Source organism: Aestuariivirga sp. (assembly GCF_044238155.1).
Taxonomy (GTDB): domain Bacteria; phylum Pseudomonadota; class Alphaproteobacteria; order Rhizobiales; family Aestuariivirgaceae; genus Aestuariivirga.
Map to the genome: position 1 here is coordinate 1 of NZ_JBIIDX010000080.1, position 15,437 is coordinate 15,437.

General features: G+C 60.1%; 14 protein-coding genes, 1 tRNA gene and 1 pseudogene. 9 read left to right on the forward strand and 7 right to left on the reverse strand.

What is annotated here, in order from left to right; genetic code table 11:
• Window positions 1–246, reverse strand: a pseudogene (locus ACILRN_RS09775) (hypothetical protein); the annotation flags it as partial.
• A 418-nt stretch (window positions 247–664) separates the two neighbouring features.
• On the opposite strand from ACILRN_RS09775, the gene ACILRN_RS09780 reads away from it, so the two are divergent.
• Window positions 665–1,642: a tripartite tricarboxylate transporter substrate-binding protein gene (locus tag ACILRN_RS09780; protein WP_395687807.1), complete on the forward strand. Its 978-nt coding sequence runs from the start codon at window positions 665–667 to the stop codon at window positions 1,640–1,642.
• Between the two features lie 305 nt (window positions 1,643–1,947).
• Here ACILRN_RS09780 and ACILRN_RS09785 read toward each other — a convergent pair whose 3' ends face one another.
• Window positions 1,948–2,481 carry a GNAT family N-acetyltransferase gene (locus ACILRN_RS09785; RefSeq protein WP_395687784.1) on the reverse strand — a complete coding sequence of 178 codons (534 nt, stop codon included), beginning with the start codon at window positions 2,479–2,481 and terminating at the stop codon, window positions 1,948–1,950.
• Window positions 2,482–2,639: 158 nt separating this feature from the next.
• Here ACILRN_RS09785 and ACILRN_RS09790 point away from each other — a divergent pair.
• The 6 genes from ACILRN_RS09790 to ACILRN_RS09815 all read left to right on the forward strand — a co-directional run bounded on the left by ACILRN_RS09790 (window position 2,640) and on the right by ACILRN_RS09815 (window position 8,225).
• Window positions 2,640–2,714, forward strand: a tRNA-Gly gene (locus ACILRN_RS09790).
• Between the two features lie 439 nt (window positions 2,715–3,153).
• Window positions 3,154–3,375 carry a hypothetical protein gene (locus ACILRN_RS09795; protein WP_395687786.1) on the forward strand — a complete coding sequence of 74 codons (222 nt, stop codon included), beginning with the start codon at window positions 3,154–3,156 and terminating at the stop codon, window positions 3,373–3,375.
• A 142-nt stretch (window positions 3,376–3,517) separates the two neighbouring features.
• A complete protein-coding gene (locus tag ACILRN_RS09800) occupies window positions 3,518–4,528 on the forward strand; it encodes a hypothetical protein (protein WP_395687788.1) in 1,011 nt (336 codons plus the stop codon).
• A 564-nt stretch (window positions 4,529–5,092) separates the two neighbouring features.
• On the forward strand, window positions 5,093–6,565 hold the full coding sequence (locus ACILRN_RS09805) for a hypothetical protein (protein WP_395687790.1): 1,473 nt from the start codon (window positions 5,093–5,095) through the stop codon (window positions 6,563–6,565).
• A 14-nt stretch (window positions 6,566–6,579) separates the two neighbouring features.
• Entirely contained in the window at window positions 6,580–7,608 is a 1,029-nt protein-coding gene (locus ACILRN_RS09810; RefSeq protein WP_395687791.1) for a DegT/DnrJ/EryC1/StrS family aminotransferase, read from the forward strand.
• A gap of 245 nt (window positions 7,609–7,853) precedes the next feature.
• Window positions 7,854–8,225: a GFA family protein gene (locus ACILRN_RS09815; protein ID WP_395687793.1), complete on the forward strand. Its 372-nt coding sequence runs from the start codon at window positions 7,854–7,856 to the stop codon at window positions 8,223–8,225.
• 6 nt (window positions 8,226–8,231) lie between these two features.
• On the opposite strand, the gene ACILRN_RS09820 is transcribed toward ACILRN_RS09815, so the two are convergent.
• A complete protein-coding gene (locus tag ACILRN_RS09820) occupies window positions 8,232–9,344 on the reverse strand; it encodes a 2'-deoxycytidine 5'-triphosphate deaminase (RefSeq protein WP_395687795.1) in 1,113 nt (370 codons plus the stop codon).
• 79 nt (window positions 9,345–9,423) lie between these two features.
• Here ACILRN_RS09820 and apaG point away from each other — a divergent pair, with 79 nt between their 5' ends.
• On the forward strand, window positions 9,424–9,816 hold the full coding sequence (gene apaG, locus ACILRN_RS09825) for a Co2+/Mg2+ efflux protein ApaG (protein ID WP_395687796.1): 393 nt from the start codon (window positions 9,424–9,426) through the stop codon (window positions 9,814–9,816).
• A 6-nt stretch (window positions 9,817–9,822) separates the two neighbouring features.
• Window positions 9,823–10,980: an acetylornithine deacetylase gene (gene argE, locus ACILRN_RS09830; RefSeq protein ID WP_395687797.1), complete on the forward strand. Its 1,158-nt coding sequence runs from the start codon at window positions 9,823–9,825 to the stop codon at window positions 10,978–10,980.
• 90 nt (window positions 10,981–11,070) lie between these two features.
• Here the strand turns inward: argE and ACILRN_RS09835 are convergent, their stop codons facing one another.
• The 4 genes from ACILRN_RS09835 to ACILRN_RS09850 all read right to left on the reverse strand — a co-directional run.
• The gene (locus ACILRN_RS09835; RefSeq protein ID WP_395687799.1) at window positions 11,071–11,595 is read right to left on the reverse strand and encodes a DUF2938 family protein; all 525 of its coding nucleotides are present in this window, start codon (window positions 11,593–11,595) and stop codon (window positions 11,071–11,073) included.
• A gap of 11 nt (window positions 11,596–11,606) precedes the next feature.
• On the reverse strand, window positions 11,607–13,625 hold the full coding sequence (locus ACILRN_RS09840) for a CocE/NonD family hydrolase (protein WP_395687801.1): 2,019 nt from the start codon (window positions 13,623–13,625) through the stop codon (window positions 11,607–11,609).
• Between the two features lie 18 nt (window positions 13,626–13,643).
• Window positions 13,644–14,573 (reverse strand): alpha/beta hydrolase, encoded by a 930-nt coding sequence (locus ACILRN_RS09845; RefSeq protein ID WP_395687803.1) that lies wholly within the window; start codon window positions 14,571–14,573, stop codon window positions 13,644–13,646.
• A gap of 55 nt (window positions 14,574–14,628) precedes the next feature.
• Window positions 14,629–15,437, reverse strand: an 809-nt coding sequence (locus ACILRN_RS09850; RefSeq protein ID WP_395687805.1) for an alpha/beta hydrolase, incomplete at its 5' end; no start/stop codon positions are given.

Sequence of the window (15,437 nt, forward strand, 5' to 3'; positions counted from 1 at the left end):
ACCACCCTTGTCATAGGCATAAGCACTGTCGATCACTTTTTCTGCCAAAGCCTTGGCAGCGCTTTGACCACCTGTTTCATAGGCTTTGGAGATGTCTACAAGAGCGGCACACCAGGCGCGTTGAGCGCCCAGCACCTCAGTCTTGGTGATTGAACGATCAATCAGTATCTCGGCTGCTTGAGCCGATGAACCAATGGCCAATCCACAAACGACGACAGCAGCAGCAATTCTTTTCATTCTGATCATATTATGCGTCCTCCCACTTACTTGGAGTAAGCACGTAAGCTGAGTAGAATGTCAATCTTTCATTTGCATTAGACAAACAGAATGCCAAGCCCAGGCAGAGGAATAAGGTTGCGGCTTGTGAATTGCGAATTGAAAGCCATGGCTTCTGGCTCACCTTCCTGGTTCTGTCGCACCCTGAAATGTTCTTTGCAGTTCCTCTTCGCCGGAGGGGATGTCGCATGCCGCCTCGACCTGAAGTCAACTTGCACCTTCAACAATACTGTTGGTTTACCGCTTCCCACGTTATGAATGTCGTGCCGTCTCGTTCTCTCAGTGCTTGCCGACCCGTGTGGCAGAGCTTATACCGAAACTGACCGCGGCGGCCTTGAAGAACCTGCCAGGCGGATTCGACATCGCCGTTCATTTCTGGGAGGAACTCATGGCACTCTACAAGACTATTCTCAGCCTTGGGGCTGGCATAGTTCTCTCGGTATCGGGGGCTTCCGCACAATCCTATCCTGAGCGGCAGATCAACCTTGTGGTACCGTTCGCGGCCGGCGGGCCTACGGATACGGTGGGGCGGCTGATTGCTGAAAAGATGTCGGCAGACCTCGGCCAGCAGATCGTGGTGGAAAATGTCGCTGGTGCGGGCGGCACGCTGGGTGCCGCCAAGGTAGCCGCCGCCGAACCCGATGGCTACACCTTGCTGTTCCATCACGTCGGCATAGCGACGAGCGCCACGCTCTATGGCAACCTGACCTATGACACACTCAACGCCTTTGAATACATAGGTCTGGTGACAGACGTGCCCATGTCCTTCGTGGCGCGCAAGGACTTTCCGCCCGGAGACGTCAAATCCCTTATCGCCTATCTGAAAGCCAATTCGGCGGTGGTGACCATGGCCAATGCCACCACCGGCGGAGCCTCGCATCTTTGCGGCATGTTGTTCATGAGCGCGATCGAGACAGAACTGAAAACCGTTCATTACAAGGGAACGGGCCCTGCGATGACTGATCTCCTCGCCGGCAAGGTCGACTTCATGTGTGACCAGACCACCAACACGACTGCGCACATCAAAGATGGCACGATCAAGGCCTATGCGGTGACGACGCCCGCGCGGCTCGCGGTGCTGCCTGATCTGCCCACCGCAATCGAGAGCGGCCTTGCCGGCTTCGACGTTTCGATTTGGCATGGTATCTTTACGCCGAAGGGAACTCCGGCTGCGGTGAACGAGCGTCTGTCCGCCGCTCTGCAGAGGGCGCTGGCTGACCCGGACCTTGTTGCGCGCTTCGCGGAACTCGGCGCTGAGCCATCCTACGCCGCGGACGCAACGCCCGGAGCCCTCAAGGCCAGGCTCGAGGCTGAGATCCCGCGCTGGAAGGCCGTGATCGAGAAGGCCGGCATCTACGCCGACTGAGTTTAGCCCGAGAACCCGACACCCGGGAACTGGGGGTCTTTGTCGTCATGGCCTTGCATCACCTCACGGTAAGGCGGAGTAACGTCCAGCTTGCTACCACATGCATCGGACTGCCACCCCTTGCCACCTTGGCCCCGCTCATCCAATCTCTTCCCCATCGCGGGCGTCGTTCAGAGGTAGCACGGCAGCTTTCCAGGCCCATGACCTGAAGGTCTTCAGTTCAAATCTGGTTCCCGCAACAAAAATCGAATCTTACCATGCTTTGCTGAAACGCTGCTGTCGCTAGACAGCGGGGTCTTTGGTTGTCAGGGCATGCCATGCGGGGGAGGCCAGTTCAGACGCGTGGCCTCGTAGTGAACCTCTCCCATGTGACCGCCTGGTATCGCGTCGGCCCAATCGACCGCAACAGTACGCACATGCGCGAGACCGACCTTCTCAAGTACTCGCCGTGAGGCAAGATTGGCTGCCATCGTGCTGGCGAAGATCTTGTCATACCCAGCACTGCTGAATCCCCATTTGACCAAGGCATAAGCGCCCTCCGACGCCAGGCCCTGGCCCCACTCGGCTCGGCGAAGGCGATATCCGAGTTCTGCCACCTGTACATTCTCCGGCCAGAGACAGAACCAGCCCACAAACGCACCCGTTGCCGTCCGGCGTGCGGTCCACACATATGGTTCGGTTCCCCTCGGCTTCAGAAACGTGTCGCCAAGATCGTCCTCCCCATGACCACCGCTGAGAAACCGCATCACATCAGCGTCATGCTCCAACGCAATGAAATCGGCACAATCATCCGGAGAGCACAGACTGATCGTGAGATTCACCGTTCGCAGCGGAAACATGGCCGAACTCCCTATCCTCGACGGCTCATGGTCTTGTGAAGTACCACATGTCACAGCCCCTGCCTTCCCGTTCGTAGTTGGGAGTCAGGTGTGTGGGTCACTCCCCAGCCCCCACCCCCTTGCCGCCCCGCTCCCGCTCCACTAATCTCTTGCCTGTCGCGGGCGTAGTTCAGTGGTAGAACGGCAGCTTCCCAAGCTGCATGTCGTGGGTTCGATTCCCATCGCCCGCTCCATCCCGCGGTGCAGGCCACTCGCCGGTCTTTTCAGCCATTCTCATTCACCATGAAAAGCGTCATCGGACGGTTTTTGGAAGCCTGCTCCGTCCCAAAGTTAGCTCACGTCTATAGCTATGGTGTCAGGCGTCCGCCCGTCAAGCTGAGTTAAATGAGTCCCTGGGCATCGTCGGTCAGGGGCGGCTGGCTGAGTGCGTCGTGATGAACAGTCGACTCGCAATTTCGTGAGTCAAGTGGGATGTGCAGATATCTGCGATCGTGCGACAAAACCTGTTTCGTGGCGCCATTGATCTGGGAAGATAACGTCGATGACCGCGGTAGACCGCGATAGCCAGCAAAAGTTGAAGTCTTGAAGCATGCCGCGGAGACGAGGCGCCTTGATCGGACCAGTCGGTGCTTCGGTAGAGGCCGAGCCACACACCGGTGTTGGAAGACAGCTTTGCTGCAGGATGGCAAGGCTGCGCACCAGTCGCTTGACGACGCGCATGAGGCCACGGAGGCAGCGGGCAGCATCACATGGGAGGCTCAGCATGGGGCCCATGACATTGACAACTCCGCCGGGATGGCGCACGAGGCGATCGTCGGAGCGTTTAATATCGTTGAGAGTGATGAACTCAATGGGATGGATAACAATACCGCGGCTCTGATACCTGACCGGTGAACGCCGGCGGAGGGGCGCCGTCAGGGTGCCCTCATTGCGTCTTTGTGCTGTCTGCTTTGTCAGGAAAGAGTTGTAACTGGGTCTGGCATCCAGCATGAACGTGCCACATTGAATAGTGAAACCAGTCCAAGTGGGGAATGACATGAAAATAATCACATCTTTTCTGGCTGTCTTGACAGCCTGTTTTCTGGCGCTGGCTCCGGCACAGGCCAGCTCTGAAAAGAAGGGCAGTTATATACCCGTCGATACGCCGCCAGCCTCCGCACAGCAGGTCAAGATCGGCTTCTATCCGGTTTCTGTCTATCAGCTCGACATGTCGAGCAACACCTACTACGTCGATACTTACATATGGCTTCGCTGGAAAGGCGATATCGACCCCACGGGAACTATCGAGTTTACCAACATGGTTGAAGAATGGGGTAAGCAGCAGGAAAATCTGTTGTCGGAGGTAAAGCTTCTGCCCGACGGTTCCAAGTACCAGATCATGCGTATTGAGGGGCGATTTGTGCAACCGTTCTCACTCGCTGATTACCCGCTCGACAGGCAGAAACTCAGCATCATGGTTGAGGATACGACAAACGGCGCTGACGTCGTCTCCTATGTCATCGACAAGGAGGGCAGTGGTATCGGTGACAGCTTGCAGATTCCGGGCTGGAAGCTTGGTGGCTGGACCTCACAGATATATACCCATGACTACGGCACCAAGTTTGGCGAAGAGGAAACGCCATCGGCTTATTCCGCGGCTCAGTTCAGCATAGAGATTTCCCGCCCGCTGAGCTTCTTCTTCTGGAAACTCCTGCTGCCGTTGTTCATCGTGTTGGGGGCCGCGCTTTCCTCCTTGCTGATCAGGCCACAGGATCTGGATGTTCGCAGCACACTTCCGGCCGGTGCGTTGCTGACTTCGATTTTCCTCCAGAAGAGCTACTCCGACAACCTGCCTGATCTCGGCTATCTCATCCTGATGGACAAGATCTACCTCGTTGTCTACGCCCTGATCGTTCTCACGCTGATTCGTGCCATCTTCGCCTACAGGGCAGCGGCAGACGCCGATGCCGGGGTGATCAGGGCGGTCCAGGCCACTGACAGGAAGCTGCTCATTCTGCAGGTTGCTGCCTTCCTCGTTGTCACTGCCGGCATCGTGCTGCTGCGCTGAGCAATCTGGTCAGGGTGGCGTGTGGCGGCCTGGCCACACGCCACCATCTTCAAATTCCTGTTCATATGCACTGGTTCAGAGCGCAGGGTCGTGGTCTTGCGCCCCTGCCGGATCGGTTTTTGCTTTACCGCCGCACCGGATCGAAGTCCTTACTGCCCCGGCCAAGGTTCACTGCACCATTGATGCTGATCACCTCTCCGAACTTTGATTCAGGCTTGTTGAAACAACTGTCTCCCTGAACAATCAGAAGTGGCGGGCACCCATGCTCGGCCTGCGGTCGCAGTGAAGCCTGTCCCGCTGCTCCATTCTCCAACCCCGGTCAGAAAGATGTCGGTTTGTCACTGTCCAGATGATGGTGGGGAGGAGCAGTAGAGATGAATGAGTATGTTTGTGATATTGTGAAATATCAACGACAAGACGTGGAGCCGGACCCGCCAGTAATGTCATCATTGCCATATAAACATCCATGGTGTTCAACTGCGAGCTAGAAGGGCCGTAAGTTCAGCTACCGCGGTCGATCTGATAGGCTGAACGCTGACCACAAGAGTAAACCGAGACGCCGCCATGATGAAAGCTGCCGAGCAATTCAAGGAATCTCTGAGACGGTTTTTGGGAGGGCCGAAGACGCATGCACAGCAACTCGCGCGAACTGACCTCAAGAGCCATTCGCGTCTGAAGGGACGCCATTTTTCGCTTGGCAACCGTCCGGTCATACGTTGGATCAAGGGTAACGGACTTGATGATGACGTTACCCGGGCCGCCATTGCTCACGCTACCCGTCTATTTGGCGATCGTGTTGACTATTGCCTCTGCACCAATGACATCCATCCTGCAAGGCTCAGGCATATAGTCTCTCTCGCCAATCAGCCTGTGGAATGGTGGCCCGTCTCGGCAAGCGACAATCCAGCGCTTTCGGCCGTTCTGCAGGCTGCGGGGTGCCCGCCGGAACACTTTGGTTATTGGTGGAAGTGGTTTCCTGAAAGAGTGAGGCCGGATGGACCTGAGTGGATTCTGGATGGCGACATGGTGATAATTCGTCAACCGCCCTGGTTTGAGTCTTGGGTGTCTGGCGATGATGTTTTGCGCGTTGCACAGGTTGAAAGGGAAGGCCCCCACATCTACGGGCGATACGCTGATTTCGTCGACCATCAGCTTGCACTTTATTCAGGCCTCGTCTCCCTTCCGCCTGGTCTGCGATACATGGATGCTATTCTTCGCCTTCTCCAGGACAGGCCTTTGGCTGCCGGACACGATGGTCGAAGCGATATGTGCGAGCAGGGTGTCATCGCGGCTTGCTTCCAGACTTTCGGCGCAACGCCGATACCGTTGAATGAATTCCCCTTTGGTCGCGCTTTTGAGCATGAACTGGACTTCGGACTCAGCGGCGAAAAAGGACGAGCATGGGGATATCATTTTGGCCATGCCTTCCGGCAGCGAAACCACCATTTCGACTCGCTGATTCGGAGTGGTACCATCCCGGTTTATCCCGAACCCGATTCCGTGCATGCCGCCCGCTGGCTTGGCGGGTTGGGTCAATGGGGTGTGCCGGGCTGGTCGCTCGACTCCTCTCTTGCCGCAAGAGTTCTTCACTATGCACTAGATCAACCAGCGAGAGACGTACTTGAGATCGGTACATCGCGAGGACATCTGACCTCCATTCTTGCGGCTAATGGCTTCGAGGTCACCACAGTTGATCATGTTGATCGTGGCGCACGTCAGAATCTGGCGGGAATGAATGTTCACGTAGTTATTGCAGACGTTGTCGAATATCTCAGCAATCATCAAAAGTCATATGGTCTCATAGTCGTGGATCTGCATGGCAATTCACCTGCAGATTGGCAACGGTTCAGAGACAAACTGATGTTGCGTCTTGAGGCTGGCGGCATGTTGCTTGTCAACAATGCTGTGTTGGATCGTATTCCTGAATGGAAAGAAGAAACGGGCGTCCGATGGTTTCTGGAACAATTGCCATCAAACTGGAGCTTTGGCATCGATGACACCATGATACCCGGACTCGCGATCGTCAGAAAGAATTGATAGGGGAACATTCAATGGTCGCCGTGATTCCGCTCAATGATTTAAGAAGAATTCACGAGCCTCTCCTGTCTGAGTTTTCGTCCTGTTGGGATCGGGTGATGACGAGTGGCTGGTTCTTGCGAGGTCGTGAAACAGAAAAATTCGAGGCTGAATGGGCTGAGTATTGTGGTCAGGCATACTGCGTCTCGTGCGCTAGCGGAACAGACGCCCTGACCATAGCTGCCATTGGACTTGGTCTGAAGCGCGCAGTCATACAGGGTAATACGTTGCCGCTCACGGCAATTGCTCTGTATCGGGCTGGCGTGCATCTCGAGTTGAGTGACGTGGAGCCGGATGGGCGAATTCTCTCCCACGCCCCAGAAACGGTGCCAGTCCTGCTGTACGGCAGGTTGCCACAAGGTCGTGAAGTTGAGCGCAGGCTCTACGATGCAGCTCACGCACACGGATGGAGGCCGCACCAGAATGCAGTCGCGTGCTGGAGCTTCTATCCGACAAAGACACTTGGTGCATTGGGAGATGCCGGGGCAATCACAACCAATGATCAGGGGCTGGCCGAACTGATGCGTGATCTTGCGGGTCGCGATGATGTATTTCGTGATGGACGTCAGATGACATCGCGGATGGACGAGGTGCAGGCTGCAATTCTCAGTGTCAAGCTCAAAGCATTGCCGTCATGGATCGCGGCCCGCCAGGAAATAGGCCAGCGCTATCTGTCCGATCTCCCGCAGACCATAAATTACGTTTCGAATGCGCGTGGCGACCTAAATCACTTGGCTGTGATAAAGTTGAAGGATCGAGATCGGCTAGCTGGTTGGCTGAGGGCCTGCGGGGTTGAGACGAAAGTTCACTTCCCTGTACCTTTGCATAAACAGGCTGCACCATGGGGGCATTCTGCGGTCAGCCTGCCCGCTGTTGAAGAGTGGTGCTCAAGCGTTCTCACGCTTCCTTGCTTTCCGGGATTGACCAAGAAGGAGCAGTCCTTGGTGGTCGAGGCGATAGTCCGTTTCGAAGAAAATCAGAATGGTGCGGATCGTTCAGCATGAGCGTTTGCTGCGCTGCAGCTTGATGTCGATGCTGCAATGGTCAATCTTGCTATAGTGACCGCAACGTCACCGCTCCCCCGGATTGTTGCCTGCCTGGCTGAGGAGCATGATGCTGATTGCTGCAGATCTGAAGTGGCAGGCAACCGTGCGCGGCCCGCGGTCGGAACGTCTCGAAGGCCAGAGGCGAGGCCCTTCACAGCCCGGGCCTGATGCTTCATTCTGTCGTCCCGGGATTGGAGCTTGCTGTGGCGAGGATTTACAAGGGTGGCTGTCTGTGTGGTGATGTCCGGTTCGAGGCGGCTGGGCCACCGCTCAGGCCGCATGCCTGTTCCTGCACGATGTGCCAGCGTCACTCAGGCGCACTGACCCTGCACTGGGTCGAATTCCCGGCAGACAAGGTGACATGGACTGGGCGCGGTGGAAAACCCTCCCTCTGGCGCTCGTCGGGCCAGTCCAGCCGCAGCTTCTGCAAGCGGTGCGGCTCCACGCTTGGTGCCATCGACGACAAGCCCGTCGTGGCGCTGCTGCTGGGCAGTTTTGACTCCAGAAACCGGCGCGAGCTGGCGCCTCTCTCTCACGCCTTCGCCGGCAGGCAACCGCAATGGATGAGGGGTTAGGCTGCCTCACCGCCGTGCCGGATCGAAATCCCTGAAATGCTTTGACAGCTTTAGCCCCTGTTTCTGGTAGTTGGAGCCGATTCCCTGGCCATAGACCTGTTCGGGCGCTTCGGTCAGCGGCTCATAGACCAGCCGCCCGATGATCTGCCCGTCTTCGAGGATGAACGGCACCTCGTGGCTGCGCACCTCAAGTACCGCGCGCGCCCCCTCGCCGTGGCCTGCGCTGTGGCCGAAGCCGGGGTCGAAGAAGCCGGCATAGTGCACGCGGAATTCGCCCACCAGCGGGTTGAAGGGCGTCATCTCGGCGGCGTAGGCCGGTGGAACGCGCACCGCTTCCTTGGAGGCGAGAATGTAGAACTGGTCGGGGTCAAGCACCAGCGAGCCGCGCTGCCAGATCGGCTCCCAGTAATCGGCCACGTTGAGGGCAGCCTTGCGGTCGACATCGATCAGCCCGGCATGGCGCTTGGCGCGGAAACCCACCGGTCCGTCGTCGTCGAGCGTCGAGAGATCAACCGACAGCGCCAGTCCGTTGTCGATGTTTACATCGCCGGATGAGATCAGCCCCTCTCTGGTGTGCAACTCGCGGATCAGCTGGTCGGATGCCAGCTGTGGGCCCTGGCGGAAGCGGATTTGGGACAGTCGCGAGCCTTCGCGCACCAGGATCGGAAAGGTCCGCGGCGAGATCTCGGCATAGAGCGGGCCGTGATAGCCTTCCGGCACCTTGTCGAATTCCTGCGCATGATCGGTGATGACGCGGGTGAAGATGTCCAGGCGTCCGGTAGAACTCTTGGGGTTTGCCGCCGCGGCCACGCCCTTGGGCAGCGCCAGTTCCTCCAGAAGCGGCACGATATAGACGCAACCCGTCTCCAGAACGGCGCCGTCGCCGAGCGGCATTCGGTGCAGCGCCAGGTCTGCCACGCGCTGTGCCACGGTGCAGCGCTTGCCCGGCAGGAACGAAGCCCGCACCCGGTAGGCCCAGGGCCCCAGCCGCAGGTCGAGGCTTGCCGGCTGGATCTGGTCTGGCGCGGCGGGTTTCGCCAGCCTGATCAGCCCAGTCTCGCAATAGGCGGCAATGCGGCGGGCGGGCAGTATGCCTTGGCGGTCTGAGGCGCTGTTCATCCACACCACATGGAGGAAAGTCCGCGCCCTTGGCAAGCTTCGCTGTGGAAAACCCCAGCCGATCGGGTAAACTGACCTCATGTATGAGCGCATCACCATGGGGGTCAAGGTCATCGTCCGCCCGCAGTATCTCGACGGCCAGTCCAAGCCGGAGGAAGGCCATTACGTGTGGGCCTACACCATCACCATCGAGAATCATGGCCGTGAGACGCTGACACTCCGCACCCGCTACTGGAAGATCACCGATGCGCTTGGCCAGGTGCAGGAGGTGCGTGGAGCAGGCGTGGTGGGCGAACAGCCCACGCTCAAGCCTGGTGACAGCTACAGCTACACATCCGGCTGCCCCCTGAAGACCTCCTCGGGCTTCATGGTCGGCGCCTATCAGATGCAACTCGCTTCGGGCGAATTCCTCAACGTCGACATTCCCGCCTTCTCGCTCGACAGCCCACACGAAAAGCACGCCATCAACTGAGGCCGCATGACCGGACAGATCTATTCCACCGAGGAGATGCTGGCGCGTCTCGTCGCCTTCGACACCACCAGCCGTGATGGCAACATTCCGCTCATCGCCTTCATCGAGGACTATCTCGATGGCTGGGGTGTGCGGCACATCCGCGTCGATTATGAGGCAGGCCGCAAGACCAACCTGTTTGCCACCATCGGGCCGGACATTGCCGGTGGCATTGTGCTCTCGGGTCATACCGACGTGGTTCCGGTCGATGGCCAGCCCTGGACCAGTGAGCCTTTCACCCTCACCCGCCGCGATGAGCGTCTCTATGGCCGCGGCACCTGTGACATGAAGGGCTTCATTGCCGTCTGCCTGGCCGAGGTGCCGAACTTCCTCAGGGCGGGCCTCACCTCGCCCATCCATTTCGCCTTTTCCTGCGATGAGGAGGTCGGCTGCAAGGGCGTGCGTCCGCTCATTGCCCACATGCGCGACAATCTTCCCAAGCCGCGTGCGGTGATCGTTGGTGAACCCACCTCGATGAAGGTGGTGAACGCCCACAAGAGCGCTGTCACCTTCGCCACCGAAGTGACTGGCCATGAGGCGCATTCCTCGCTCACCCATCATGGTGTCAATGCCATTCTGGTGGCGGGTGAGCTGCTGTCCGAGATCGGCCGCATCCGCGAGGACCTGATCGCCGCTGGCGACCCGACCCAGCGCTTCGATCCGCCTTATTCCACCGTCCATGTGGGCGTCATCGAGGGCGGAACCGCCAAGAACATCATTCCGCGCCGCTGCGCCTTCCAATGGGAAACGCGCCTTTTGCCAACCGCTGATCCGGCCTATGTGCCGCAGCGCTTCGAGGCCTTTGCGCAGCGCCTTGAGCCCGCTATGCGCGCCGTGGCGCCGGAAACCGGCATCGCCACCGAAACCGTCAATCAGGTGCCCGGCCTTGCGCCGGAGCAGGACTCGCCGGCTGAAATTCTGGCGCTGCACCTCGCCAACGCCAATTCGACCCACGCGGTCAGCTACTGCACCGAGGCGGGCCTCTTCCAGCAGATCGGCATTCCGGCGGTGATCTGCGGGCCGGGCTCCATCGAACAGGCGCACAAGCCTGACGAGTGGATCGAGCACGGCGAGCTGCGCAAATGCGAGGCCTTCATGGGCAAGCTCGTTCAGCAGCTGGCATAGTCCCTCCCACATGGGAGGAGGACTAGCATGAAATAGGAATAAAAGTCAAGGATAAAATTCCTTGTCCTTTGAAGCATCCATCGGCGTGGCTTATGCGGCCCTGTGCCATGGCCCCATGATCCGGCCTGCGGCCATCGCGCCCAGCGCCAGCCCCAGCCCGAAGCTCGAATGGTGCACAAGGGTGCGCAGCACGATCAACAGGGGGGTTGCGGTATGGGAGGCAAAAACCCCCATTCCCATGGCCGGCATCTGGATGAAGAAGGGGAAGATCATCGTCACCCAGCCGAACGCGAGACCGTTGAGCAGGCTTGGCGGGTGTTTCCAGACCCTGTCGAGCAGCAGGAGATAGGCTGCCGCAAAGACAAGGGAGATGGTGTAGTAGGCTGCGTGGCCGGCCAGCAGTTCGTGGGGCAGGGCAGGGGCGGCCGCCATGTCCGGCACGAAGGGCTGGCCGGACAGCACCATCAGGAACCAGCGCCCTGACACGCTCCAGTTCACCGGCGCCATGCCACTGATGGCCTGGTAGACAAACCGTCCGGCATCCGCCGTCGTGGCGGCCACGGCAGCTGTGATGATCGCGCACAGTGCAAGGCGAAAACTGGCTGCTGGCATCATGGGTGTGCTCCTCACTGCAGCAGCCTCGGGATCTGCTCGTTGAATTCCTTCTCGAAGACCTTCTTCTTGCCCTCATAGGCCTCGATCTTGCCCCAGATCACCCAATGCGTCTTGGTGGCTGTCATGCGGCCGTAGGTTTCGGTCCGGGTGTGCCACTTGCCGCGGCGGCGCTCCTCTGTCCAGTGAGTCTCCATTCTGGCGGACAGCGGATCGTCGGACAGGATCGAGTAGCTCTCGCGGCCTGCCCCCGCAACGATCAGACCGTGCGGATGCAGTTCATATTCGCCGAAGTCATCCTCGATCGCGATGCGCAGTTCGCCGGTCTTGTCGTCAATGGTGGTCTCGCGCTTGTTCCACGGTTTCTTCAGTTCCGTCATGTCGGCGGGCGGGGCCGCCTCTGATCCCTTCCACGACAGCGGCGCCTCGCCTGCCACCTCCTTGCGGATCGGCAGGTGCAGCTGTGACTTTCCGGCATAGACCGTGAGGGTCACTGGCTCGGGCGCGGGCCACATCATCGGGAAGTAGCTGGTCGAGATCGAAACGCGCAGCTTGTGGCCCTTCGGCACCCGCCAGGCGATATCGTCGAGCTTGATCTTCATGCGGTAGCGCTTGCCGGGTTCCAGCGGCATCGGCGTCTCGCGGCTGTCCCGCATGCACAGGTTCTGCAGGTGATAGGTGATGCGCGAGACTTCGCCCGTCGGCCACACATCATTGAGCCGCACCGCGATGTGCGCCACCGGCTTGTCCGCCGAGAATTCAAGCTCCACCGCGGGTTGGCCCACGATGTCGATGTCGGTGACCAGCGCGGGAGACTCGAAGGTGATCGACTGTGCATCGTCGCGCCGCTGGTCGCCGGGGAATTCGGGTCCGAGCCAGATGATGCAATATTCGCCGCCGTCGGCGCCAGTCGTCTGTTTCGAGCAGATGCTGAGTGGGGTTTCAGTGCCTGCGGTGGGGCCGATGCCGCCGGAGTTGAGCCACCATTTCTTGGTGTCCACGTGGCCGATGCCCCAGTAGCTGTCAGAGAGCCAGCGGCCGTTGATGCGCTCAGGAAACGTGCCTGGCTTCCACGGCTCCATCACGTAGTAGCGGTAGTCCGGGTCGCGGTTGGCGCCGGTGCTCTCTCCCTTCAGCCACTGGTCCCACCAGCGCAGTGCCTCCTGCAGGAAGCCGATTCGCGGCTCGGGCACTGCAAAATGCGGATATTTGTGCGCCCACGGCCCGATGATCGCCTTCCTGGTGGTGCGCAGCCCCTTCATCAGCCGCGGAATTGCGTTGGAATAGGCATCGTTCCAGCCACCCACGATCAGGGTGGGGGCGTCGACCGCTGCGAAGGTCTCGCAGACCGAGCCGTGTTTCCAATAGGCGTCGCGGTGCGGATGCGAGAGCCACGGGATCACCAGGAAGGGCTCGTTCTCCAGCCGGTTCATCCACATCTTGCGCCAGCGGTTGCCGACGATCTTGGGGTCCGGCGGCCGCGAGGAATAGGCCAGCATGGTCGCCGCCCAGCCCAGCATTTCGTTGATCACCGTGCCACCCTTGTAGTGCACGTCATCCTCGTAGCGGTCGTCGGTGGAACAGATGGTGATGATCGCCTTCAGCGCCGGTGGCTTGCGCGCGGCCACCTGAAGTGCGTTGAAGCCGCCCCAGGAAATGCCGAACATGCCGACCTTGCCGGTGCACCATTTCTGCTTGGCGATCCAGGCGATCACTTCGAGCGCGTCATCCTGCTCCTGCTTGGCGTATTCGTCGGTCATCAGCCCGTCGGATTCGCCGTTGCCACGCATGTCGACCCGGATCGCGGCATAGCCGTGGCCGGCGAAATAGGGGTGGGTCAGCGCATCGCGCACATGGGTGCCGTCGCGCTTGCGATAGGGCAGGTATTCGAGCAGCGCCGGAACCGGATTGTCCTTGGCGTCCTCGGGCAGCCACATGCGGGCGGCGAGTTTGGTGCCGTCGGCGAGCGGTATCCAGAGATTTTCGATCTCCGTCACCTTGCGCGGAAACTCTGTGATGGTCGTGATGGTCATGCGAATCCTCTGGAAAGATCAGGTCGGAAGAAGGCCGTGGTGCGCGAGTGAGGCGCAGGCGGCGGTGATGGCGTCGAAGCTCTCCCGGGCGGGCGCGCTCATGCCCCGGGCCCGCAGGAAGGCGTGGACGAGGAGCGGTTCCTCGCGCACCCGCGCCGCGACGCCCGCAGCGCTGAGCCGTGCCGCATAGTCGAGGCAGTCGTCATGCAGTGGATCGAGGGCGGCGGCCACCAGAAAGGCGGGTGGCAGTCCGGAAAAATCGCTCTCGCGCAGCGGCTCGGCATATTTGCTGCCGCCGCCCGCATAGGTGTCGCGGTAGAAGATCACATCTGCGGTGGAAAGGCCTGGGGCACTCGCCTGCGTCACAAAGGAGCCGCGGCTCAAGTCGCCGCCGAGCCCCGGATAGATCAGCACCTGGCCGCGAAGTGCCGGGCCGCCCGCGTCACGGGCCTTGAGCGTCAGTGCCGCCGCAAGGTTGCCGCCCGCACTGTCGCCGCCGATGATGATCTGTGAGTACCGGTCCGTCACCGCCTGCAGCACGGACCATCCATCCTGGAAGGCGGCAGGAAAAGGATGCTCGGGCGCCAGCCGGTAGTCGACTGCGACCACCTCGATTGCCGCACCATCGCAAAGCTCGGCACAGATGTCGTCATGGCTGTCGAGGCTGCCCAGCACGAAGCCGCCACCATGCAGGTAGATCATCAGTGGAGCAGGTGCTGCATCCCGTTTGCGGTAGTGGCGGCACGGCACGCCGCCCAGCATCACATCCTCGGCGCTGACGCCGTCTGGCCGGGGGTTGCGGAAATGTGCGCAATAGCGGTCATAAAAAGCGCGCTGCTCCGCCATGGTGAAATTCACGGCATCCGCCGGATAGAAGCGCTCACCGGCAATCAGGAACTCCCGGATGCCGGGATCCTGCAACCAGTCATATTTGTTTCTGCGGTCCATCGCCAACAGGTTAGAGCAAGCGGAGCACTTATGGAACCGCCCCTTGGGTGTGCCATCAGGCCTGCGGCAATGATCCTTCATGGCCGAGGTGGCGGACGGCTTCGATGATGGCGGCGAAGCCCGCGCCTGCAGCGGTGCTGGCATGGCGCGCCCGGATATATGTATGGGCCAGCGCCGGCTCGTGCCGGAGCGCCACTGCAATCCCGGCAGCCTTGAGCTTGTCGCGGAAGATCACGCCATCGTCATGCAGTGGGTCATGGCCGGCCACGCTGATGAAGGTAGGCGGCAAACCCGACACGTCCTGTGCCAGATTTGGCAGGGCGATGGGGTCCTGCCAGTTGGCAGAGCCCCGAGGACCCAGGAACAAGTCGAGATATTCCACCATGTGGGCCCGTTGCAGCGTGGGGGACGCGGCATGGGCAAGATAGGAGGCGGTTTCGGTGTCGCCGCCAAGAGCCGGGTTGATCAGCACCAGCCCGCGCAGTTGCGGCTGGCCTGCAGCCTTGAGTTTGAGTGCAAGCCCGGCGGCGATCTGCCCGCCCGCACTGTCGCCCGCCGCCACGATGCGGCCGGGGTCGATGCCAAGGGCGCGGCCTGCACTGCGCATCCAGTCGAGCGCCCTTGCAGCATCCTCGATCTGCGCCGGGTGGCGATGCTCGGGTGCCAGCCGGTAGTCGAAGGCAACCGTCACCACATCGGCCTGATCGGCGATTTCGGCCGTGATGTCGTCGTGGGTTTCGCAGCTTCCCCAGGCCCAGCCGCCGCCATGGGCATAGAGAACGCCGGGTTTCGGCGCCTCGCCCGGCGGGCGATAGATGCGGGCATGGAGGCCATCGATTGCAATATCCTCAACCAGCAGATGAG